Source organism: Psychrobacillus sp. FSL K6-1415 (genome assembly GCF_038003185.1).
Taxonomy (GTDB): domain Bacteria; phylum Bacillota; class Bacilli; order Bacillales_A; family Planococcaceae; genus Psychrobacillus; species Psychrobacillus psychrodurans.
The window spans coordinates 174,363-195,942 of record NZ_JBBOOQ010000001.1; the positions used below are offsets into that span (position 1 = coordinate 174,363).

A 21,580-nucleotide genomic window follows, 5' to 3' on the forward strand; every position below is an offset into this window, starting at 1 on the left:
CCGTTTACTTAAAGTGGACATTATGTAATTGACTGAATATGCTGAATCAGAATTATAAGGAGTTTGAAGATGGTTGCACAAAGAAGTGGTTTAAATAAGGTGATTTATTTTGTATTAATAAATTTATTTATTGTATTTTTAGGAATGGGACTAATTATTCCTGTAATGCCTACATTAATGCGTGAAATGAGCTTAGAAGGTTCTACAATGGGTTATTTAGTAGCGGCATTCGCATTCGCACAATTGTTAATTTCTCCAATTGCAGGTAAATGGGTAGATTCAATTGGTCGAAAAAAAATTATTGTAATTGGTATGTTTATATTTGGGGTGTCGGAAATGCTCTTCGGTCTTGGCCAAGATGTGAAGGTATTATATATTTCTAGAATATTAGGAGGTATTAGTGCGGCATTCATTATGCCAGCCGTGACGGCTTTTGTTGCAGATGTTACCTCTTTAAGAGATCGACCAAAAGCGATGGGCTATGTTGCAGCAGCAATCAGTGCTGGGTTTATAATCGGACCAGGAATTGGGGGCTTTTTAGCCGAATATGGAACTAGACTTCCTTTCTTTGTTGCTGCGGCTCTAGGATTAATAGGAGGAGTATTTTCGCTTGTTATTTTGAAGGAGCCTGAAAGAGAGCGGGAAGAAAAAGAAGGAGTAGCTAAACCACGTTTTCGAAAAGTATTGGAACCAATTTATTTGATTCCAATGATTATCATTCTAGTATCTAGCTTTGGATTAGCTGCTTTTGAAACAGTTTATTCACTATTTGTAGATCATAAATATGGATTCACGCCAAAGGATATTGCGTTAATCATTACTGTAAGTGGCGTTCTAGGAATAATATTCCAGGTACTTACCTTTGATCGTCTTGTAGGAAAAATTGGGGAAATTAGATTGATACAAATTTGTATAGGTGTATCTACGATATTCATTTTTGCGATGATTAAGGTCTCAGCTTACTGGTCTATATTACTCGTGACCTTTGTGATTTTCTTGTTGTTCGACTTAATGAGACCTGCGCTGACCACGTATTTATCTAAAATAGCTGGAAATGAGCAGGGCTTTGTTGGAGGACTAAACTCTACGTTTACGAGTATAGGAAATATCATCGGGCCAAGTATTGCAGGGATTTTATTTGACGTTCATATTGATTATCCATATGTATTGGCAATGTTTATACTCGCAATTAGCTTTGTAATTTCGTTATTTTGGAAGGAGCAAAAAACAGTATTTAAGGAAACAGCAAAATAACAACATAGCTGTACATTTTATTTGTCTTACGCATAAACGGTAGTCATTTTATCTTTTTGTGAAAATCCTATACAATAGAGTGTATAAGATTTAACTTGAATCAGCAGAATTTAAGTTAAGCCTCCGGCGGATGTCATAGATTTTGAAGGGTGTTAGCCCATGTGGGTCGCTTCCATGCGACAACGGCTACCTAACCTGCAACCAAGCAGGCCAAAGCTCAATTCAATTTCTGGACGCAATTACGCCGAGGCGTAATTGATTGAAACGGGGGACTAATCGTGCATGATGTAGCAACGTTACAAAAAGAAGCGATGGACATGCTAAAGAAAACAAGTAGAACTTTTTATATCCCAATCACCTTTTTAGAACCCAAACTAAAAAAAGCGGTTGCCTCTGCTTATTTATGCATGCGAGCAATAGACGAGATTGAAGATCATGAATCATTAGATCCAAAAGATAAACAAGAAATACTGTTATCCACAAGTAAGCTCTTGTTAGCAGATTTTGATAAGCAGGCGTATGCGAAACTGGTAGAGGACTATCAAGACATACTTCCTCCTGTGTCCCTTAGATTAGGAGATTGGCTGGAAATTTGTCCTACTGACTTATTAGAAACTGTAAAAACCTATACTAGTGAAATGGCAGAAGGAATGGCTAAATGGGTAGGTAAAAATTGGCAAGTGAAGACAAAAGAAGATCTCGATGAGTATACCTATTACGTAGCTGGTCTTGTTGGAGTGATGCTTTCGGATTTGTGGAAATGGAATGCAGATATTGAAACGGACCGTGAATTGGCAATTGCATACGGCCGTGGACTTCAAGCAGTAAATATATTGCGAAATAAAGACGAAGATAGTCAGCGAGGTGTACAATTCTTCCCAGAAGGATGGACACGGTCGGATATGTTCGAGTACGCAGCAGGCAATTTAGCGCAAGCCGATGAATACATCAAAAGTATTAATCGGAAGAGTATATTGTTATTCTGTAAATTACCTCTTGCACTTGCTCACAAAACATTGAAAGCACTAAAGAACGGGAAGGAAAAAATGACCCGATCAGAAGTAGAGCAAACTGTCGAGGAAGTACAAGCAGAAGTTTAAAAGTATACTTAAAACTCCAAGTGAAAGAAGAAACTTCTCTTAATGCTTTGTTTAAATGATAATCATTATCACTTATTATTTGTTTTTAAAATGGATAAAGTTGTATACTTAAAGTGCAATTCAATCTTGCTAATATGAGAGGAGTTTTACAATGTTGTCTAAAAATTTACATGAAGCATTAAACGATCAAATGAACTTTGAATTTTATTCTGCACATACGTACCTTGCTGCTGCCGCTTATTGTACCGCTGAAGCATACGATGGATTTGCTAATTTCTTTTTAGTTCAGGCAGAAGAAGAACGTTTCCATGCTATGAAGTTTTATAACTTTTTAAGTGATTTAGGCTACCGAGCTACAATTGATGGATTTGCCGAGCCGCGCAATGAATTTACTTCGACTTTAGATGTTTTTGAAACTTCCTTAAAACATGAAAAAGAAGTGACACGTCGTATTTATCATCTCTCTGATATTGCATTAGATGAACGTGAACATGCAACGATGGCATTCTTAAAATGGTTCATTGATGAGCAAGTAGAGGAAGAGGCATCATTTGACACGCTGATTAACAAAATTAAACGTATTGAAAGTGATTCCAATGCTATGTTTATGCTAGATTCTGAGTTAGCATCCAGAACTTTCACTCCGGATGAAGCATAATACATAATTTTGATCCAATCTGCTCGTTAATGCGAGATAAGTTAATAACTTTTCTAAAAAGCTCTTGTGTTCTGAAGTTTTCTTCATCCACTTGAGCTTTTCTTATTTTTGGTGGACTAGGGTATCCGAGAAGCAAGACCGAGAAAAGATTCTAGACTAAACGTTTTATTATCTATACCATTAATAAATAAGTAAATGTAAAAGAGAGGAAGTATAAATTATGTTGAAAACGATAGTTTTTGACCAAATAAAACGCGCCATGAAAGAGAAAGACGTGCTAGCTAAAGGAGTATTAACCATACTAAAATCTGCACTCGATAGTGCGGAAAAAGAAAAAGGGTCTGCCCTTACACCAGAAGAAGAAATTGCAATCGTAAATAGGGAAGTAAAACAAACAAATCAAGCTTTAGAAGGTGCAAAAGAAGCCAATCGTGAGGATTTAATAGAAAAAGAAAATGCAAAACTAAAACTACTTGCTAGCTTCTTACCAACACAATTAAATGAAGATGAAATTGTGTCAGTCTTAACAGAAGCTGGAGTTACAAAAGGTATGAACATGGGAGAGGCAATGAAAATTGCTAAACCATTACTTGTTGGTAAAGCAGATGGATCAACGATGTCTAAAGTAGTGAAAAGTATGATATAAACAAAGAAGGGCGCAAGTGCGTCCTCCTTTGTTTTTTTATATTATTACTCATTTATTTTGCACGTATAAATAAAACCTTCAAATAATTACCTTCTTTAAAGAGAGGAGAAGTTTTAAAATCGTTTGGAAGTGAAAACTCTTCCTCGATTGTGTAGTTTCGATTGCTTTCCTTGAAAGCTTTTTCCACAAACGTTTTGAACTTTTTCATCCCAAAGGTTGCATTATTAGTAGATGCTACAATAACACCGTTTTTTTCTGTAATATTAATGGCATCCAAAAGTAATTTTGTGTAGTCTTTGGCAGAACTAAAAGTATATTTTTTAGAACGGGCAAAGCTAGGTGGGTCGAGAATGACCATATCGAAGGATAGTTCCTTACGTTTCGCATATTTAAAGTAGTCAAATACATCCATCACGATTATGTCTTGCTCTTCGATATCGATTCCATTAACTTCAAATTGCTCGGCTGTTTTACTTAAGCTTCGTTTGGCTAAATCCACACTGGTTGTTTTCGTAGCACCACCAGCTGCAGCAAATACAGAAAAAGCACCAGTATATGAAAATGTATTCAGCACTGTTTTTCCTTTTGAATAGTTATCTCGAATTGTTTTACGAACATCACGTTGGTCTAAAAACACCCCGACCATCGCCCCGTCATTTAAGTAAATTGCAAATTTTTGCCCATTTTCTTTAACGATGAGTGGGAATTCTCCGCGTTCGCCTTTAACAAAATCATCGTCTTCTACATACTGTCCTTTTGTATCAAATCGTTTCTTTTCATAAACCCCTCTATAAGAAACTGAAGCTTCTAATGCCTCTAAAATTATATCTTTAAAGGAATAAATTCCTTCACTATACCAGCTGATTAAATAGAATCCATCAAAATAGTCAATGATTAAACCACCGATACCGTCTCCTTCACCGTTAAATACGCGAAAGGCTGTTGTATCAGTACTAGTGTAGAAATCGTTACGAAGTTGAATTGCCATCTCGAGTTTCTTTTGGAAAAATGATTTATCAATTTTTTCGTTTTCATTTTTCGTTAACAGCCAACCGATGCCTTTATTTTGTTTACCGACATACCCTTTTCCGATAAATTTACCAGATGGGTTTTGCAGCTTTAAAATACTTCCTTCCTCAAGAGAATCTTTTTCGTGGAAGCCATCTTTCATTAAAATTGGAACGCCTTTTTGTAAATCTTGTGCAAGTGTTTCAGTTACTTTGATATCTAATTCATTTCGCATCATGTATTCATCCTTATATGTTTTTTTATATAGTATCTCATACGTATGGGTAAAAACCCTTGATAGTCTTATGGTACAATATACTATACATGTGCAGAGGAAGGAAGTTTGCTATGAAAAAGTCAAAAATAATCCTGCCGATTATGGTAGTTGTGGCAGTATTGGCAACCATTATTCTAAACCAAGAGGAATATTCAGAAGTAACATTTATAAATAAATTACTTATTACTGTAGGAGCGGCTATCGTATCTTCTGTGATCGGTTATTTTCTACTAGGAGCAGATGTGGATAAAGTCGACCCTAAACCAACTAATAACACAGTAAATAAGACACTGAAGAAAAACAGTAGAAGAAAGTAGAGGGTTTCTAATTAAAGGAGTGACCTAAGTGTTAGATAAAGCACGTCAATTATTACAGACTTATTTTGGATATGATTCTTTTCGAGAGGGTCAAGAAACTGTTATAAACTATGTATTAGATGAGAACTCTAGTTTATGTGTTATGCCAACTGGGGGAGGGAAGTCTCTTTGTTACCAAATCCCGGCGTTGATGTTAGAAGGCACTACGATTGTTATCTCTCCATTGATTTCCCTTATGAAAGACCAGGTAGATACTCTAATTCAAGCTGGTATTCCTGCAACCTTCATAAACAGTACGCTAACTGCAGAAGAAGTAAGAGAAACGATGGAAGAAGTACAAAATGGTCAATATCGTTTACTTTATATAGCCCCAGAGCGTTTAGAATCTCCTACTTTTTTAAATCAATTAAAAAAAGTTAAGGTTCCATTAATAGCAGTGGACGAGGCACATTGTATTTCACAATGGGGCCATGATTTCCGGCCAAGCTATCGTGCTATTCATCGATTAAAGGATGTATTTAAAGAGCAACCAACGGTACTTGCCCTAACTGCAACCGCAACTCCAGCTGTGCGTGATGATATATGTCGATTACTGCAAATCCAAGAAGATAATACAGTTATTACTGGGTTCGCAAGATCGAACCTGGCATTTTCAGTCGTATTAGGACAGGATAAAAATAAGTTTTTAAAAGAATTTATTAAAAAAAATACGAACGAAGTTGGAATTATTTACGCAGCAACAAGAAAAGCTGTAGACCTTTTATATGATTTGCTAAATAGAGCGGGTATCCAGACTGCTAAATATCATGCAGGTCTTCCAGAAGCATTTCGAAACAAAGAACAAGAACGTTTTCTAACAGATGAAGCACAAGTAATGGTTGCAACCAATGCATTTGGGATGGGGATTGATAAATCCAATGTCCGTTATGTGATTCACTATCAATTGCCGAAAAATATGGAAAGCTACTATCAGGAAGCTGGAAGAGCAGGTCGAGATGGACTGCCAAGTGAATGTATCGTTTTGTATGCATCACAAGACGTTCAAACGCAGCGATTTTTAATAGACCAAGCATTGGATCGTGAACGGATTCCTCAGGAACTAGAAAAACTACAGGGCATGGTAGATTATTGCCATACCGAAAATTGCCTGCAGCAGTTTGTTGTTACTTATTTTGGAGAGCAAAACGCTACAAAATGTGGTCGTTGTGGAAACTGTACAGATTCAAGAGAAGTCCAAAACGTAACAAAGGAAGTACAAATGGTTCTTTCATGTGTTGTTCGAATGGGACAAAGATTTGGCAAGACAATTACTGCTCAAGTATTGACTGGTTCTCAAAACAAAAAAGTAGTCGATTTTGGTTTTACGAAATTATCAACATATGGCATATTAAAGGGTAAATCATTAAAAGAAGTGTCAGGGTTAATGGAGTTTATGATTGCGGAAGGATTACTTTCGGTGGATCATGGAAGCTTACCAACCATTTATGTATCAGATGCAGGAAAAGAAGTACTACTGGGGAATAGATTAGTGGAGCGCAAAGGCGTAGCTGTAACAAAGCAAATTGCTAATAATGATCCATTGTTTGAAAAACTAAGGATACTTCGGAAAAAAATTGCGGACGAAGCAGGTGTACCACCATTTGTTATTTTTTCAGATAAGACTCTACAGCATATGTGTGCAGAGCGTCCGCAAACCGAAGAACAATTGTTAGAAATTCACGGAATAGGCGAAAATAAACGAGAAAAATATGGACAAGCTTTTCTCGAGGAAATTCACAATTATATTACCGTGTAGTTTTTATGAGACACTACTGTAAGATTCGAAGGAACATTAATCTTTTTAGCATCTTCGGTAGAAATTTCAACAATTACCGATTGCTCTAAAATTTTAAAAATAGTACCTTGTACCTCGTGATCATTACGAGTGAAAGAGATCTTCTCATCAATTTTCCTAGCTGCCACAAAGGGTGAAACTTCCTTAGGTTGTCGTTGGAAACTCATGTGTCTGCCTCTTTTCTAGTTTTATTACGCGATTAGCGATAGTTTAATTATACCATAGATTAGGTTGAAATTCTGAAAAATAGATTTTAAATACTCGAATACAAGGGCATCTTGTCGAATATTTTCGATATAATGGAGAAACTACGTATATGATAAGGTATAAAGAGAATTTTGTGACCTAGTATGAAGGGGAGTAATGTAAGATGAATTTAGTCGAAACACCTTATGTATTGGACGATACAGAGAAGGAAATAACAAGCGTTCTTAAAACAGAAGATTTTGACTTGATGAATATTCAATTACGAGCTGGGAAAAAAATGGAAGAACATCATGCCAACGCAAATGTTTTGATTGTTGTAAAAAAAGGAAAAGTACAGTTTACAGTGGATGGTGCGGAGCATACTGTTACAACCGGGAACATTTTGCAAATGAAACCATTAGAAAAACATGCCTTAAAAGCATTAGAAGATTCGGATATAGTTGTGACTAAAATTAGTTTGTAAGAGGAGATTATGCATAGTGCATTTTAAAGAGTTTAAGTTAGAAGAGAAGATTTTGCGTGCCATAGAACAATTAGGTTATACAGAGCCGACAGAAGTGCAACAAAAAGTAATACCTGTTGTTTTAGAAAAACAGGATGTTTTAGTAAAATCTAAAACAGGCAGCGGGAAAACAGCTTCTTTTGCTACACCATTATGTGAGCTTGTAGATTGGGAAGAAAACAAACCACAGGCGCTAGTATTAACGCCTACACGAGAATTGGCAGTTCAAGTTCAAGAGGATATCACAAATATCGGACGTTACAAACGTATAAAAGGACTTGCCTTATACGGTAAATCACCTTTCGCTAGACAAAAGTTAGCCCTAAAGCAAAAGACGCATATCATTGTAGGTACACCCGGTAGAGTATTAGACCATATAGAAAAAGGGACATTAGATGTATCTAAAATAGAGTATCTTGTTATTGATGAAGCAGATGAGATGCTAAATATGGGCTTTTTAGAACAAGTGGAGTCCATTATTAAATTACTTCCGAAAACGCGTACGACCATGTTATTTTCGGCAACTCTTTCCGAACAAATAAAAAAATTAAGCAGTAAGTATATGAAACAAGCAGTATCCATTGAAATTGATGCATCTGAAGAAAATGCTCCAAATATAGAGCATGTGAAGTACGTTGTAGTAGAGGAGCTAAAGCTTTCGTTACTTGAAAAGCTAACAATTGTCGAGAACCCGGACAGTTGTATTATCTTCTGTCGTACCAAGGAGCGCGTAGAGCAGCTTGTGGATGTATTAGATGAGAAAGGTTATACTGCGGACAAAATACATGGTGGCATGATGCAGGAAGATCGCTTCGAGGTGATGGATGATTTCCGTAAAGGAGAGTTCCGTTACTTAATTGCGACTGATGTTGCAGCTCGTGGGATTGATATTGATGATATTACACATGTAATTCATTATGATGTACCATTGGAGCAAGAAAGCTATGTACATCGTACAGGTAGAACAGGGCGAGCTGGGCGAAGTGGTAAATCGATTATGCTGGCAACTCCATTTGAGGATAAGTTTGTAAGAGAAATTGAGACATTTATTGGTTTTGAAATTCCTGCAGAATCAGAGCCTATTAAAGAAGATGTTGTAAAAAGCCGTGCTTCATTTGATGAGAAAATGCAGGAGCAACCCGAGGTCAAAAAATCTAAGGGTGAGCAACTAAATATGAATATTACAAAACTGTATTTCAATGGTGGAAAGAAAAAGAAAATCCGTGCGGTAGATTTTGTTGGAACTATTGCTAAAATCGAAGGAGTCTCCGCAGACGATATAGGAATTATCACTATTCAAGACACCGTATCCTATGTTGAGATATTAAATGGCAAAGGTCCACTTGTATTGAAAAAGATGAGAAATACAACAGTCAAAGGTAAACTGCTGAAAGTTCATATCGCCAATAAATAGAAAAGAGGCTATCCTACATAGGATAGCCTCTCTCCGTTTACTTGTTTGATCTGATACCTAATAAATATTCGAGGTTACAATCTGAGGTGTAAACTGAAAAAACGGTAAAATTCTCCATTTAGCAAGTAAAATGTAATCGACCGCAAGTAAATAGAGACATAGAGCAAGTAACTTCTTTACTATCGCAAGTAATCTTCTGTTGAACACAAATAAACGATAAATGAGAGCAAGTAAAATTCAAAAAGGGACTTCCGCTTTCTAAAAGGATAAATTTAAGGAACAGTAAAGATTAAAGCAAAGCATCCTCAATAAACGTGCGATAACTAACCATAATACCATCAGGCAATTGAGTAGGAGGGAAGAATTGAAGGCTAAGAGATTCAATTTCATCTGCTAAAATATCCCCGCTGTATTCAGATGTTTTGTAAACTGCAGAAACTGAGTAGAACTTATCTCCGTTTGGATTTTCAATATATTAGTCTGGACCAGAATATACATTGCAAAGCTGAAGTGCTCCTATATGGAGTCCAGTTTCCTCAAGTACTTCACGTATAGCTGTATCCTCGAAACTTTCGCCTAGTTCCATTAATCCGCCAGGTAGACCATAAATGCCTGGTTCACGTTCTTGCAGTAGTACTTGCCCTTCCGCATTCAATATAAGTATATTCGAGCCTGGTAATATAAGGGGCTGATGGCCAACGTATTTTCTGATTTGCTTATAGTACTCCATATTAAATCATCCTTCCGATAACAATTTATTTAAAAGTGTACCTTAATAATGGTACGATATGTAATAAATGAAACTTTAAGTCGCTAAAACCGTACCATGTAGTAGTTATTAATAATAGAGGATGTGAGCATCACATGACAAAGAAACTATGGTTTCAAACAGGAGTAGCTATACTACTGACATTAGTTATTATTCGTATGTTCATGGAAGTCAAAGGTATTTTTTCACCACTTTTGATAATTGGACAAACGATATTTTTACCTTTACTTATAGGTGGTGTACTTTTTTATCTATCACGTCCGCTCCTAACTTTGCTAGAATCTATCAAATTTCCAAGATGGGCAAGCATTCTATCGGTGTTTGTTATAATTGGTTTAATTGGGTGGCTGTTTTATGCCCTAATTGGTCCTCCTCTTACAAAACAGGTGAATACATTAGTTAAAAACACGCCGGAGATTGTAAAAGAGGTAGAACAGTTTACAAAAAATGTGCTTTCTCTAGAAGATTCTTTACCGGATAAATTTCAGGATACATTCCAGGTTACAGTAAATGATGCGACAGGAAAGATTAACGATATAGCTGTTTCAGCAGGGTCCTTTCTTATTAAATTTATTCAAAATGTATTCCAAGGGATTTTCCTGCTTGTACTTGTGCCGTTTTTCCTTGTGTATATGTTAAAAGATCATGAAAAGTTTGCACCCTTTGTATCTGGTTTTGTTAAAGGCGAGAAAAAGACTTGGATACGTAAGACTTTAGCAGACATTGATGATACATTACGTTCGTATATTCAAGGACAATTATTTGTTAGTTTTTTAGTTGGACTGATGTTGTTGATTGGATATTTTATAATAGATCTGCAATATGCACTATTACTAGCAATCTTTGGGATGATGATGAATGTTATCCCGTTTTTAGGACCGTATATTTCGGTTGTTCCAGCTATAATTATTGCGCTTATCCAAGAGCCGAAGCTAGCTATTTATGTAGCAATTATTATGTTAGTAGCACAGCAAATCGAGAGTAATTTTATCACGCCAAACGTTATGGGGAAATCACTAGATATTCATCCATTAACGGTTATTACAGTTATTTTGGCAGCAGGGAATATCGCTGGATTATGGGGAATTATACTAGCTATTCCTACCTACGCAGTGATAAAAGTTATTTTAAAAAATATTTATGCGCACCGGAAAGGCATAAAGGATGCAGCTACCAAGTCGGTATAGGAGGAAAAAATTATGACGTTCCGTTCAAAAAGGGACCGGACATTTATAATTTTGCTAGTAGTTGCACTCATAATTATTGCGTTTGCAACGTTATGGCCGGTAGTATACGAGTTGTTTTTTACAAAGAATCCTGAATATCCTGCTATTTGGATAATGACTGCTATGTTTTTAATAATAACTGGTATGCTCCTTTGGATTTTTATAGATATCCAATACACATTTTACGATGATTATTTGTATGTCAAAGGGGGGCCATTTCGTAGCAAAATACGATATGAGGATATAACCAAAGTAAATAAAACATCAAATATATTAGTTGGATATCGTATTTTGTCTTCCAAGGACGCGCTGGAAGTTCATTATAAACACTCGTTAATGGGTAGTATAATAATTTCCCCGGACAATCAAGAACAGTTTGTAAAAGTATTAATAGAAAAAGCAGCACATATTAATCATGGAAAAGCATGATGGCTCAAATATACAACAGTCACTTTCGTATAGGATAATTTACAAGCGCATTCCCAGATGGAACCAATCATTCATGAGAGAGGTGCACTATGGATAATGACAGCTTCAATAAGCCAAGTAGTGATTTGATAGGAGATATTTTAAAGGAGTACACCAAAACAGGTGGTATGGATAATTTAAAGGGAGCAGGTAAGCCGATATCAGAAGAGTACTTCTCTGGTGATATTTTTCAGCACTTTCAAAAGATTGCGAAGGATGCAGGCTTTAAACCCCACTGGTTAAAACTGCAACATGAGATAAAAGATGAATTGGCTGAGATTGCTCGAAAATTTACAGTTGGTGAAAAAGAAGGTTTACAATTTAGAGTGACAAAAGTGAATGAGAAAATAATGGAGTACAATAAAGCTTGTCCACCACCTTTGCAGAAAGGAACAGTGAGATTAGAAACAATAGATAATGCTAGTAGTAGATGGTAATAATGAATGCATCACACTCCCCAGGGAAGTGTGATGCATTTTTAACGCCAGTTATAGCATCTCCCAAATATTTATATTGACGAGAGTTACATTACTAACTAAATATAAATGAGTTAACTTAAAATATTAATAAGTTCACTTATATTAATGAGGTGGAATACCTATGAGAAATAATCGTTTAAAAATGATGATTGTAGCCGCATTGTTTGCTGCAATCATAGCGGTTGCTGCACAAATTATGATTAATATGCCACCAGTACCATTTACATTAATGACGATAGCGGTAATGCTAACGGCCACCATATTAGGAGCGAAGTATGGCACACTGGCTGTAAGTGTATAGTATTAATGGGTGGAATTGGAATTCCGGTATTTGCTGGAATGAAGGGTGGATTTGGTATTATACTTGGACCAACAGGTCGATACCTTGTAGCTATAATTCCAGCTGCTCTATTTGTCGGCTGGTATTTAGATACATTTCAGTATTCAAAGATACAAGCAATTATTGCAAATATATTAGCTGTATTTATCATATTAATACTTGGCTCAATTTGGCTAAAGGTAGCTGCTGAACTTCCTTGGGGTGCAGCTTTCAAAGGTGGAATGCTACCATTTGTCCTTCCTGACCTAGCAAAAGCAGTTGTTGCTTCACTAATAGGCATTATTATTCGCACAAGACTGGTAGCAGCAAAACTTATATAAGGTTAGAATACAGAAGCTCGTGGCATAAAAAAGACTTGCTCCTGCGCAAAGCTCGTCGCATAAAAAAACTTGCTCCTGCGTGGATGGAGCAAGCGTTTTTTTATTTGGGGTATCGTTCTGAACTGAGTGAACGATTTTTTGTGTGGTTGTGGTCTTTTTCATCTAGAAACTCAATATTTATATCCTCGACAGGTAGGGCATCCACCGTTTGCATGTCCTCATGCATATCAAACAAACTTTCCTTGGTGGTGCGAACACCATCGGGATTGTCGAGGAACCTTCCAGTTGCATCCTTGCGAGTATTAGCCATTTTTAACCATGTTTAAAAGCATATGGCTAAGAGCTTGTTGCTGTTCTTTGTCTCCACTTTTCCATAATTGTTGAAGAACATGTTCTTCTCGATTACGCGGTTCTTCATGGTTAGCTAAATAACCAGCTACTTTTTCAGTAGCTTTAGCTAAGGTTTCATCACTAAGTCCCATTTTTTCGCCAGCTGCAACTTTTCCAGATAAGTACGATTTAAAGCTAGAAAAGTTTTTTAGAATTTCTTCTTTTTCTTCTTGACCAATACTTTCAAGTTTAGCTTCGACACGTTCATCTATATTGTTTCCCAATCTTCCTCACTCCTTTTTATTGAACTCTTCTTAGGTATGTCCAAAGAGTGAGCAAACATGCATAATTTCTTTAATATAATTATTTTATTTGTGGGCAAAAACCACATTTTTGTAATCCAGGTATATCCTTTGAAAAGCAACAAGTGGTTCTGACTGTTGTATTTATGAGCTCTGAAGGATTTTGGTCTTTTAAATAAAATTGTAAATATTCTTTTGAAGAAAACGCCTTCCAAATTGATGGATCCTTTAACAAATACCAGTCATGTCTCGCTTTTTCTTCTAACACTGGATTTTCAAAAAACATATAGTAATGCCATAGCAAGTATCCAAAAACGTTTTCCCAAAGAGTAAGAGGAGAAATACTGCATACTGAAAGAAGCTGTTGAATAATAGGAGAACATTGTAGTTCCCAAATAAGCTGAATATCCACTCCGCGATTTTCTTGTACATCTCGGAAGTATTCTAGAGGAATAAATGTACTAATTGTTTTATTTCCATATTCAGTCGTGCCAAAAAACTGAAGCTGTTCTAACGGGCCATCCCAAATTTCATCATACATAGTCATCATGTAAAACTGCATAGAGATGAACATGCCAACTCTTCTCATAAAGTAAGAAGCGGCAACCGTTTCATTAGGTGCAGAAGAAATTAGCTTAATAGTAGGGAGCGCGTTAGCAACGTTATTACCGTGAAAAAGCGTTGTTCCATTAGCCTGAGTATAAACACTGTAGTTATTTAGTTGTTGGATTTGGTCATTCGATAAAATTGTCATACATGTAGTATACATTTTTTTATACAAATAGTTGACTTTTTAATTGAAAATGATTATCATTACCATATAGAAAGTTTCTCCTAATTGAGAAATTCTAAACAGCGACTTTTCTCCAAATTGTAGCTGATGCAAGGCACACCTTAACCCCCTCAAAGTTGAGATAGTGCATTACTATGTCGGTAGCCAAAAAGTGGTTGCCGATTTTTTTGTGCAAATTTTTAATTAAAATTTACATGAGTAAGTTTCATAATTACTTGTTTCATTTAAAAATGCAATGTTTACTTAATATGCAATGATCCCGTTGATTGGAGTGGCAGGCGGCGACTCTAGCGGGAACAGCCCTTGCTGAAAGCTCGCAGAAAGATTTGTTTGACCAATGTCTTTGCGACGAGTAACCGCAGGAGGCTATGTTTTCGTAGTTACGAGGAGATTGAAGCCGTGCTCGCCGAAAGCGGAAATTAGCGTTGTTTGGATTTCACAATATAATATTTTTTATGAATTTGATTATTGATTCTCACCTAAAAATTAAACTTTATTTTCCAATAAAATATAATCATAGGAATTTATTTGTGAAGATATTCACTAAGTATTAACCATTGACATCCAGTTTAAGAATATCTATAATTTTCAGAATATAAAGATTGTTGAGTGGAAACTCTAATAATCCTTATCAAAGGGGAAAATATGAAAGGGATGGTGTGAAGATGGATTTGAAATCAAGAGCGCTACGATTGCATCGTGAAAGTAAGGGAAAGATGGAGGTTGTCTTTAAAGTTCCAATGGATAGCATGGAGGATTTAAGTTTGGCCTACTCACCAGGTGTTGCAGAACCGTGTATTGAAATTCATAACAATCCATCCACTATTTACGATTATACTGCAAAAGGGAATTTAGTTGCTGTAGTAACTGATGGTACTGCCGTATTAGGACTCGGTGATATTGGGCCAGGAGCTGCTTTACCTGTCATGGAAGGAAAAGCAATATTATTAAAAAGGTTTGCTGGAGTTGACGCGTTTCCGATTTGTTTGGACACAAAAAATGTAGATGAAATAGTCCAGATCGTAAAAGCACTTAGTCCAACTTTTGGTGCTATAAACTTAGAAGACATCTCGGCTCCACGTTGTTTTGAAATAGAAGATCGACTTCGCATGGAGCTAGATATACCTGTATTTCATGATGATCAACACGGGACAGCGATTGTCGTAGGTGCTGGGCTTAAAAATGCGATGAAACTAGTAAATAAAACAAATAATAATGTCAAAGTTGTGATTAATGGAGCTGGTGCTGCGGGAATGGCAATTCTAAAAGTACTTCTTCAGTTAGGATATACTAATATTATTATGTGTGATTCAACAGGAATTATTTATGAAGGTCGAGAACGAGGCATGAATCCTGTTAAACAATCAATCGCAAATTTAACAAATCCACTTGGTTTAACTGGTTCGCTAAAAGATGCGATGGATAAATCGGATATATTTATCGGTGTATCCGTAGCTAAACTACTTACAAAAGATCTAGTTCAATCAATGAATAACGACTCCATTATTTTTGCTCTTGCCAATCCTACTCCGGAAGTTTCATATGAACTTGCAAAAGAATGGGGAGTTAGAGTGATAGCTACTGGGCGCTCTGATTATCCAAACCAAGTAAATAATGTGTTGGCTTTTCCAGGGATATTCAGAGGAGCACTAGATGTAAGAGCAACGGATATTAATGAGCGTATGAAGTTAGCTGCTGTCGAGGCAATTGCATCGCTAGTTGATGAAAACGAACTTAGAGATGACTACATCATTCCAAGAGCTTTAGATGAGAGAGTGGTTCAAGTAGTGGCTGCAGCAGTAAGTGAAGCAGCAATTTCTTCGGGAGTGTCTCTACTTTATCAGCCGGTGTTAAAGGGTTAATTTAAAATGGAGTGTCGCTAATTTTCACGGCACTCCACTTTATCTTTTCTATTGCCCTGTTTTTGTTTGTACAGTTAGAGCTTTTGCATTTAATATTTTCGTGTAGTAACTATGCAAGAACATACCTAAAATAATAATTCCGAGTCCTATAAGAGCAATTGGTGTTGGTAGAGGCACATGCAATAAGAACATTTCACCAATAATAACGAAAATGATTTCAGTTGACTGTGTTGCTTCTACGGCTGCTAATTTACCTTGATGATCTCGAACCCGATCGGTTGCCATGAAGAACAATATAGTAGCTATAACTCCCGAGCTAATAGCTACAATAAAGGATTGAAATACTTGACCTGAAGATGGTAAGCCTACAGTGAATACAGCGTAAATCGCCAGTAAAATCCAAGCTGGCATAGACGCTAAAGTCATTCCTAAAACGCGCTGAAATGTATCTAAACGTCCATTTAAATGTCCCATCATTTTACGATTACCCAAAGGGTAGGCGAATGCTGCAATCAGTACAGGTAAAATCCCTAAAATAAACATTTGCAAATTTACTGATTCGGTATTTGGAATTTGTATAAGGATGATACCTATTAAAATGAGGAGAGAAATAAATAGTGAGACGACTGGGATTTTTTGTTTAATGACTCTGTTTTCTACTTTCATCAAAAATAATGGTGCAAGTAGAACCCCTGCGACAATCGTGAATTGCCACATACCAGATATTAACCAACCAGGTCCATATGCTGCTGCAAAAGTGAGTGGTGCGTAAAATAATACAAAACCTACAAAGCTCCATAGTAACCAAGCGGCTGGAGCAGATTTTATTTCTTTGAAAGTAGTAGATAAACCTTTTCGATAATAAACAATGAAGAATAAAAAGGGCAACATGAAAAAGTATCGAAGGGAGGAGCTCCAAATCCAGCTCCCTCCCGATATTTCCATAGAACGATTAAGTATAAAGGTAACAGCAAAAAACAAAGAAGCTAAAACTCCTAGTAATATTTCACGCATATTCACACCAACTTAAGCTTGTTTTTCAAACGATTGAATAATCCCTTTTACTACCTCGGTTGATTTTTCCATGACATCTACAGAGATGAACTCGTATTTTCCATGATAGTTTTCTCCACCTGTAAATACGTTAGGTGTAGGCATTCCCATATAGGAAAGCTGAGAGCCATCTGTTCCACCACGGACTGGAATAATAAGTGGTTCGATATCTAGTGCAATCATCACATCTTTTGCTACATTTACAATTTCCATTACAGGTGTGATTTTTTCACCCATATTGTAATATTGATCGTTTAGTTCCACAGTTATAGCATTTTCGCCATACTCTGCTTTAATCTTCTCTGCTGTGTCTATGAACAATTGTTTTTTTGCTTCGAACTTTTCACGATTATGATCCCGAATGATATAACTAAGCTCTGTTTTTTCCGTGTCTCCAGTAAAATTCATCAAATGTATAAAACCTTCATAACCGTCCGTTTTTTCAGGAACAGCATCTATTGGCATATGAGATTGGAATTTTGTAGCCATAGTAATGGAGTTCACCATTTTGTCCTTTGCAGAACCTGGGTGAACACTTTTACCATTCGTTATAACCTTGGCACCAGCTGCGTTAAAGCTTTCAAATTGTAATTCTCCTAAAGGGCCACCATCCATTGTATAAGCGAATTTTGCTCCAAATTTTTCCACATCAAATTTATGTGGACCACGTCCGATTTCTTCGTCAGGTGTGAACGCAACACGAATTTTCCCGTGTTTTACTTCTGGATGTTGGATGAAATATTCCATTGCGGTCATGATGATAGCAATTCCGGCTTTATCGTCTGCACCAAGAAGCGTAGTTCCGTCTGTAGTTAAAAGTGTGTGACCAGCATAATTTTTTAATTCAGGGAAGTCTTGAACTGTCATGATTGTCTGTTCATTTAGGGTGATATCTTGTCCGTCATAACTGTCGATTCTCTGGGGCTTAACATTTTTTCCTGTGTAATCTGTAGCTGTATCAACATGAGCTAAGAAACCAATAGTTGGTATATCTTTGTCTGTATTAGCAGGTAAGGTTGCGAAAAGATACCCATTCTCGTCTAATGTAATTTCCTCTAATCCTACATTTGCTAATTCTTTTTGAAGCTCATGAAGTAAATCCCATTGACCTTCAGTAGATGGGCAGTTTTTACTTGAAGCATCTGATTGTGTATCTATTTTTGCGTAGCGTACTAAACGCTCGATTAAAGTTTCTTTCATGAGATTAAATCTCCTTTCGATTTGAAAAGCTACTTCTTATTTTAACAGATTCTTTCGAGATACGGAATAATGAATACTAAGAGCAAACATGAATTGCGCTCCGTAATAGGAGATCATAATAAGAGCATCAGAGAAAGGGACATCTACTATGAATTTATTGATAGCGAGTGTAGAATCCGAAAATATAAATAAAATAGCACCGATAATTGCGAACTTATTGGCAGTTTGAAAAGCATTCCATCCCATCATCAAAATAACAGCAATATAAATAATGACTGCAAATGCCAATATTGTATCTCCTTGTGACAAAAGAGTTCCTGCAAGCCAAATAACCATTACGAACCCATATGCTAGGAGTAATACAATAGCCCATTTCGGAATAGACGTTTGTTTAATTTGTTTAAATGCAAAGATATACCAAATATGACCGATTAAAAATGTGATAAGTCCGACTATAAACCAATATATTAATCCGTCAGCAAGCATACATACCGTAAGACCGATTAAAATAAGGGTCTTATATTTTCTAGATTCTCCGACGGGTTGAAGAAACGCAAACAAAATAATAAGCAGCATCGGAATAAGCTTAAAAAGAATCTTCGTTGAAACAGGGTCACCTGGTATGAAGAAAATATAAATGATTCCCATAACTCCTATTAATAACCCAATAATTTTACTCCACATAAAAACAAACACTCCCCTTTTCTTATGATTCGTTACTGGAGGTGAAACTTCCTCCACATTCTACAAATTTATATGATTAAAATACAGGTCAAATTTCAAATTAAAGAAAAACCGGGTAAAAGACGCCCGTTCCTTAAAATTAATAATGTAGATATGCCGTTGATTTCCGCTGCGAGCGGATGCTTTCCGTGGGCACGGCTTCAGCCGCTTCCCTCGCGCTGCTCAGTCCAGGGTCTTCAGCTCGTGCTGTTCCCACTGGAGTCGCCGCTCTACGCTCCAATCAACTAGATCCACTTTATATAATCGGATAATTGGGTATAAAACCACCGAAATACGTGTTTTATGTTTTAGACAATGTTAAAGGTAAAGGTTGATTTATAGTGAAATGGTATGGTGACACCTACCCTATATCTGTTAATAGTAAATTCACTTTAACTGGATATTTATGTTAAAATGAGAAAAAGTTTGTGAAGGTTTACACTTAAACTAACGCGGCAGTTTAGTTGAACAAGACATATAGGTTATTATGGTGATAAGGGGTTGTAAAGGTGGTGTCTAAATGATGTTGTTCCTTCAAGCATTTATTAGTTCAATTGTAATTCATGTAGTCTATTTTTTCGGTATGATGTTAGTCGGTTATATAAAAACAAGAAATTATAAACCAGATTTTGAAAGTGCTTGGGATAATGTAGAGACACTTCAAAGTGAAGTGGTTTTTAGTAAGGTTAATTCTCATTCTCCTTTTCTTTACCTATTCACATTTGTAGGAGTAGCTGTTTTATGCGGAATTATAATAAAACTCGTCAACTAAACCAGCCAATAGTTTGTCAATATTTATTAATGAAAAATAGAAAAAGTTCATGCTATACTAAATTTGGGCATGCCAAATAACCTTTCAAACTTCTATGTTTGGAAAGGTTTAGGATCTTTAGTTATATTTTCGAACTAGGCCAGATCTTGGAAATTTGATTTGCTTTTTAAAAGTGCATAAATCCAATGTAAAAGCTTATTTGCACATGCTATTACAGCTACTTTAAAGGGCTTACCTTCTTCACGTTTCTTATCATAAAACTCCCGTAACCTCTTATTTCGAGGAATGAGTTTATCTGTCGTTTTCTTCTTGCGACAATCACGAATGGCACTTTTAACGGCCATATATAAGGAATGTCGTAGTCTACTAGAACCTCTTTTGGTAATCCGATTCAAAGTACCTTTGAATGTACCAGATTCAAAAATACTTGGATCAATTCCTGCAAAGGCAACTAGCTTTTTAGGGTGATTAAACCGATCAATTTCCCCAATCTCCGAAATAATCGTTGCCGCGATTTTCTCGCCGATACCGGGGATAGATTGGAGAATCTTATATTCTTCCATGCTTTTCGCTAAAGCATCTATCTCTTTTTCCAGATCGGATAGATATTTTTTGTATTCCAGAAGCATTTTGATATACATATTCAAGCTTAAGATATGACTATTGTATAAGGTTTTCTGAAACGGGTTGCGATCTGCGGCAGCCTTCAACTTTTCTGACTGACTGTTCGCCCATTTTTGCGAACGACTTTTACAGAATTCCTTTATTTTTTGGGCGATTGTTTCTTCACTCGTTACCAATACTGCTTCTGAAGTAGGAAATGCTTGTAAGGAAAGTAAGGATACATCTGAATACAGATCTCCAAAAACTCCACAGTATTCAGGAAATACTTGATCTAAAACGGATTGGAATTGTAGTTTGGTTTGTACGTACATACCTGTAATATTTTCATGTTGTCTAGTCAGGTTACGTAAATTTAAGAGCCGGATTCCACGTTGTTTACAAGGCTCTAGGTCCTCTTTATAAAACATCTCGCAGAGATGACGAGCGTCAATGATATCCGTCTTTACTTTACGTAAACTGGAACTCTTTGCTCGATACGAAACGAGTGGATTAACCATGATTATTAAATACCCTCTGTCTTCGAAAAATTGGACAACTGGTGTATGATAATGGCCAGTAGATTCCAAAACAATAGGGGGCCTTTCTCCAGAAGCCTCTTCTATTTCTCTAATAAACTCTAAAAGAATTGTCAGTCCTTCGAGTGTGTGTGCTACTTTAAAGCTCTTTTTATACGGCTGTTTTTTATCCAAGAATGCTTGAACCTGACTTTCACCTTTTGCCACATCCAGACCAATTACTGGATTCATCATTATTTTCCTCCTTGTCATACAATTAACCGGTAACCCCTATTCCTCCATGTAGTATCATAGCTTCGCTTGTTATACGAGATCAGAGTCCCAACCAGCCTCAATCATGTTTCTACAAGTAGGGGGTGAACTGTTTAGTTGACGGGATCATTAGCCCCACGGGTGCTTACGCTCTACCCCGGCTACCGCAATCATATATCGATATAAAAAAAGTTCAACCAGAAATATCTGGCTGACCTTATAATACGAACGGGTGCTTTACTTCCAGAAGGAGTAAAGCCTTTTTTCTTATTGAACTAACGCAGCAGTTGTGCGGCCGAGCCTAGGTCGTATCATATAGCGGGTGGGATTCCCGC

General features: G+C 36.5%; 24 protein-coding genes. 15 read left to right on the forward strand and 9 right to left on the reverse strand.

Annotated features, from left to right (window positions below; all coding sequences use genetic code 11):
• Window positions 1–69 precede the first annotated feature (69 nt).
• The 4 genes from MKY60_RS00870 to MKY60_RS00885 all read left to right on the forward strand — a co-directional run bounded on the left by MKY60_RS00870 (window position 70) and on the right by MKY60_RS00885 (window position 3,658).
• Window positions 70–1,254: an MFS transporter gene (locus MKY60_RS00870; RefSeq protein ID WP_241600388.1), complete on the forward strand. Its 1,185-nt coding sequence runs from the start codon at window positions 70–72 to the stop codon at window positions 1,252–1,254.
• Between the two features lie 278 nt (window positions 1,255–1,532).
• Complete coding sequence (locus MKY60_RS00875) at window positions 1,533–2,354, forward strand: squalene/phytoene synthase family protein (RefSeq protein ID WP_090570687.1); 822 nt, start codon at window positions 1,533–1,535, stop codon at window positions 2,352–2,354.
• 151 nt (window positions 2,355–2,505) lie between these two features.
• Window positions 2,506–3,012: a ferritin gene (locus MKY60_RS00880; protein WP_090570689.1), complete on the forward strand. Its 507-nt coding sequence runs from the start codon at window positions 2,506–2,508 to the stop codon at window positions 3,010–3,012.
• Between the two features lie 220 nt (window positions 3,013–3,232).
• The gene (locus MKY60_RS00885; protein ID WP_241600389.1) at window positions 3,233–3,658 is read left to right on the forward strand and encodes a GatB/YqeY domain-containing protein; all 426 of its coding nucleotides are present in this window, start codon (window positions 3,233–3,235) and stop codon (window positions 3,656–3,658) included.
• Window positions 3,659–3,710: 52 nt separating this feature from the next.
• Here MKY60_RS00885 and MKY60_RS00890 read toward each other — a convergent pair whose 3' ends face one another.
• Window positions 3,711–4,901, reverse strand: a complete 1,191-nt coding sequence (locus MKY60_RS00890) for a class I SAM-dependent rRNA methyltransferase (RefSeq protein WP_241600390.1) — start codon at window positions 4,899–4,901, stop codon at window positions 3,711–3,713.
• 113 nt (window positions 4,902–5,014) lie between these two features.
• Between MKY60_RS00890 and MKY60_RS00895 the strand changes: the two genes are divergently transcribed.
• Both MKY60_RS00895 and recQ read left to right on the forward strand, forming a co-directional pair.
• The gene (locus tag MKY60_RS00895) at window positions 5,015–5,260 is read left to right on the forward strand and encodes a hypothetical protein (protein WP_093495377.1); all 246 of its coding nucleotides are present in this window, start codon (window positions 5,015–5,017) and stop codon (window positions 5,258–5,260) included.
• 28 nt (window positions 5,261–5,288) lie between these two features.
• On the forward strand, window positions 5,289–7,055 hold the full coding sequence (gene recQ, locus MKY60_RS00900) for a DNA helicase RecQ (protein WP_093495376.1): 1,767 nt from the start codon (window positions 5,289–5,291) through the stop codon (window positions 7,053–7,055).
• Here the strand turns inward: recQ and MKY60_RS00905 are convergent.
• A complete protein-coding gene (locus MKY60_RS00905; RefSeq protein WP_090570704.1) occupies window positions 7,040–7,261 on the reverse strand; it encodes a DUF2187 family protein in 222 nt (73 codons plus the stop codon). The two genes, recQ and MKY60_RS00905, sit on opposite strands and share 16 nt — an antisense overlap.
• A 203-nt stretch (window positions 7,262–7,464) precedes the next feature.
• On the opposite strand from MKY60_RS00905, the gene MKY60_RS00910 reads away from it, so the two are divergent.
• Window positions 7,465–7,764, forward strand: a complete 300-nt coding sequence (locus tag MKY60_RS00910; RefSeq protein WP_241600391.1) for a cupin domain-containing protein — start codon at window positions 7,465–7,467, stop codon at window positions 7,762–7,764.
• Between the two features lie 13 nt (window positions 7,765–7,777).
• Window positions 7,778–9,217, forward strand: coding sequence for a DEAD/DEAH box helicase (locus MKY60_RS00915; protein WP_241600412.1), 1,440 nt, complete (start codon window positions 7,778–7,780; stop codon window positions 9,215–9,217).
• 475 nt (window positions 9,218–9,692) lie between these two features.
• On the opposite strand, the gene MKY60_RS00920 is transcribed toward MKY60_RS00915, so the two are convergent.
• Complete coding sequence (locus tag MKY60_RS00920; protein WP_340928244.1) at window positions 9,693–9,947, reverse strand: NUDIX domain-containing protein; 255 nt, start codon at window positions 9,945–9,947, stop codon at window positions 9,693–9,695.
• Between the two features lie 134 nt (window positions 9,948–10,081).
• Between MKY60_RS00920 and MKY60_RS00925 the strand changes: the two genes are divergently transcribed.
• The 5 genes from MKY60_RS00925 (at window position 10,082) to MKY60_RS00940 (ending at window position 12,819) form a co-directional block, all read left to right on the forward strand.
• The gene (locus MKY60_RS00925) at window positions 10,082–11,173 is read left to right on the forward strand and encodes an AI-2E family transporter (RefSeq protein WP_241600392.1); all 1,092 of its coding nucleotides are present in this window, start codon (window positions 10,082–10,084) and stop codon (window positions 11,171–11,173) included.
• 12 nt (window positions 11,174–11,185) lie between these two features.
• Complete coding sequence (locus MKY60_RS00930) at window positions 11,186–11,641, forward strand: PH domain-containing protein (protein WP_340928245.1); 456 nt, start codon at window positions 11,186–11,188, stop codon at window positions 11,639–11,641.
• 89 nt (window positions 11,642–11,730) lie between these two features.
• Window positions 11,731–12,117, forward strand: a complete 387-nt coding sequence (locus MKY60_RS00935) for a DnaJ family domain-containing protein (RefSeq protein WP_090570066.1) — start codon at window positions 11,731–11,733, stop codon at window positions 12,115–12,117.
• 163 nt (window positions 12,118–12,280) lie between these two features.
• The gene (locus tag MKY60_RS21150) at window positions 12,281–12,460 is read left to right on the forward strand and encodes a biotin transporter BioY (protein WP_420877848.1); all 180 of its coding nucleotides are present in this window, start codon (window positions 12,281–12,283) and stop codon (window positions 12,458–12,460) included.
• 5 nt (window positions 12,461–12,465) lie between these two features.
• On the forward strand, window positions 12,466–12,819 hold the full coding sequence (locus MKY60_RS00940; protein ID WP_420877849.1) for a biotin transporter BioY: 354 nt from the start codon (window positions 12,466–12,468) through the stop codon (window positions 12,817–12,819).
• 302 nt (window positions 12,820–13,121) lie between these two features.
• Here MKY60_RS00940 and MKY60_RS00945 read toward each other — a convergent pair whose 3' ends face one another.
• Window positions 13,122–13,433, reverse strand: a complete 312-nt coding sequence (locus MKY60_RS00945; RefSeq protein ID WP_090570057.1) for a DUF3243 domain-containing protein — start codon at window positions 13,431–13,433, stop codon at window positions 13,122–13,124.
• A gap of 79 nt (window positions 13,434–13,512) precedes the next feature.
• On the reverse strand, window positions 13,513–14,205 hold the full coding sequence (locus tag MKY60_RS00950) for a hypothetical protein (protein ID WP_241600394.1): 693 nt from the start codon (window positions 14,203–14,205) through the stop codon (window positions 13,513–13,515).
• A gap of 704 nt (window positions 14,206–14,909) precedes the next feature.
• Between MKY60_RS00950 and MKY60_RS00955 the strand changes: the two genes are divergently transcribed.
• Window positions 14,910–16,106 (forward strand): NAD(P)-dependent malic enzyme, encoded by a 1,197-nt coding sequence (locus tag MKY60_RS00955; protein WP_241600414.1) that lies wholly within the window; start codon window positions 14,910–14,912, stop codon window positions 16,104–16,106.
• 48 nt (window positions 16,107–16,154) lie between these two features.
• On the opposite strand, the gene MKY60_RS00960 is transcribed toward MKY60_RS00955, so the two are convergent.
• From MKY60_RS00960 to MKY60_RS00970, 3 genes are read right to left on the reverse strand one after another with little or no spacing between them, the layout of a single operon-like run.
• Window positions 16,155–17,120 carry a DMT family transporter gene (locus MKY60_RS00960; RefSeq protein WP_241600396.1) on the reverse strand — a complete coding sequence of 322 codons (966 nt, stop codon included), beginning with the start codon at window positions 17,118–17,120 and terminating at the stop codon, window positions 16,155–16,157.
• A gap of 12 nt (window positions 17,121–17,132) precedes the next feature.
• Complete coding sequence (gene pepT / locus MKY60_RS00965) at window positions 17,133–18,359, reverse strand: peptidase T (protein ID WP_241600397.1); 1,227 nt, start codon at window positions 18,357–18,359, stop codon at window positions 17,133–17,135.
• A gap of 36 nt (window positions 18,360–18,395) precedes the next feature.
• Window positions 18,396–19,043, reverse strand: a complete 648-nt coding sequence (locus MKY60_RS00970) for a lysoplasmalogenase (protein ID WP_241600399.1) — start codon at window positions 19,041–19,043, stop codon at window positions 18,396–18,398.
• A 559-nt stretch (window positions 19,044–19,602) separates the two neighbouring features.
• Between MKY60_RS00970 and MKY60_RS00975 the strand changes: the two genes are divergently transcribed.
• Window positions 19,603–19,854: a hypothetical protein gene (locus MKY60_RS00975; RefSeq protein ID WP_241598222.1), complete on the forward strand. Its 252-nt coding sequence runs from the start codon at window positions 19,603–19,605 to the stop codon at window positions 19,852–19,854.
• A gap of 134 nt (window positions 19,855–19,988) precedes the next feature.
• Here MKY60_RS00975 and MKY60_RS00980 read toward each other — a convergent pair whose 3' ends face one another.
• Window positions 19,989–21,224 (reverse strand): IS110 family transposase, encoded by a 1,236-nt coding sequence (locus tag MKY60_RS00980; RefSeq protein WP_340931056.1) that lies wholly within the window; start codon window positions 21,222–21,224, stop codon window positions 19,989–19,991.
• Window positions 21,225–21,580: the final 356 nt, after the last annotated feature.

What these genes read in the sequence shown, in the direction of transcription:
- MKY60_RS00870 (WP_241600388.1), top strand. Translation starts at nt 70, where the DNA reads ATGGTTGCACAAAGAAGTGGTTTAAATAAGGTGATTTATTTTGTATTA.
- MKY60_RS00880 (WP_090570689.1), top strand. Translation starts at nt 2,506, where the DNA reads ATGTTGTCTAAAAATTTACATGAAGCATTAAACGATCAAATGAACTTT.
- MKY60_RS00885 (WP_241600389.1), top strand. Translation starts at nt 3,233, where the DNA reads ATGTTGAAAACGATAGTTTTTGACCAAATAAAACGCGCCATGAAAGAG.
- MKY60_RS00890 (WP_241600390.1), bottom strand. Translation starts at nt 4,901, where the DNA reads ATGCGAAATGAATTAGATATCAAAGTAACTGAAACACTTGCACAAGAT.
- MKY60_RS00895 (WP_093495377.1), top strand. Translation starts at nt 5,015, where the DNA reads ATGAAAAAGTCAAAAATAATCCTGCCGATTATGGTAGTTGTGGCAGTA.
- MKY60_RS00905 (WP_090570704.1), bottom strand. Translation starts at nt 7,261, where the DNA reads ATGAGTTTCCAACGACAACCTAAGGAAGTTTCACCCTTTGTGGCAGCT.
- MKY60_RS00910 (WP_241600391.1), top strand. Translation starts at nt 7,465, where the DNA reads ATGAATTTAGTCGAAACACCTTATGTATTGGACGATACAGAGAAGGAA.
- MKY60_RS00920 (WP_340928244.1), bottom strand. Translation starts at nt 9,947, where the DNA reads ATGGAGTACTATAAGCAAATCAGAAAATACGTTGGCCATCAGCCCCTT.
- MKY60_RS00925 (WP_241600392.1), top strand. Translation starts at nt 10,082, where the DNA reads ATGACAAAGAAACTATGGTTTCAAACAGGAGTAGCTATACTACTGACA.
- MKY60_RS00930 (WP_340928245.1), top strand. Translation starts at nt 11,186, where the DNA reads ATGACGTTCCGTTCAAAAAGGGACCGGACATTTATAATTTTGCTAGTA.
- MKY60_RS00935 (WP_090570066.1), top strand. Translation starts at nt 11,731, where the DNA reads ATGGATAATGACAGCTTCAATAAGCCAAGTAGTGATTTGATAGGAGAT.
- MKY60_RS21150 (WP_420877848.1), top strand. Translation starts at nt 12,281, where the DNA reads ATGAGAAATAATCGTTTAAAAATGATGATTGTAGCCGCATTGTTTGCT.
- MKY60_RS00940 (WP_420877849.1), top strand. Translation starts at nt 12,466, where the DNA reads ATGGGTGGAATTGGAATTCCGGTATTTGCTGGAATGAAGGGTGGATTT.
- MKY60_RS00950 (WP_241600394.1), bottom strand. Translation starts at nt 14,205, where the DNA reads ATGACAATTTTATCGAATGACCAAATCCAACAACTAAATAACTACAGT.
- MKY60_RS00955 (WP_241600414.1), top strand. Translation starts at nt 14,910, where the DNA reads ATGGATTTGAAATCAAGAGCGCTACGATTGCATCGTGAAAGTAAGGGA.
- MKY60_RS00960 (WP_241600396.1), bottom strand. Translation starts at nt 17,120, where the DNA reads ATGCGTGAAATATTACTAGGAGTTTTAGCTTCTTTGTTTTTTGCTGTT.
- pepT (WP_241600397.1), bottom strand. Translation starts at nt 18,359, where the DNA reads ATGAAAGAAACTTTAATCGAGCGTTTAGTACGCTACGCAAAAATAGAT.
- MKY60_RS00970 (WP_241600399.1), bottom strand. Translation starts at nt 19,043, where the DNA reads ATGTGGAGTAAAATTATTGGGTTATTAATAGGAGTTATGGGAATCATT.
- MKY60_RS00975 (WP_241598222.1), top strand. Translation starts at nt 19,603, where the DNA reads ATGATGTTGTTCCTTCAAGCATTTATTAGTTCAATTGTAATTCATGTA.
- MKY60_RS00980 (WP_340931056.1), bottom strand. Translation starts at nt 21,224, where the DNA reads ATGAATCCAGTAATTGGTCTGGATGTGGCAAAAGGTGAAAGTCAGGTT.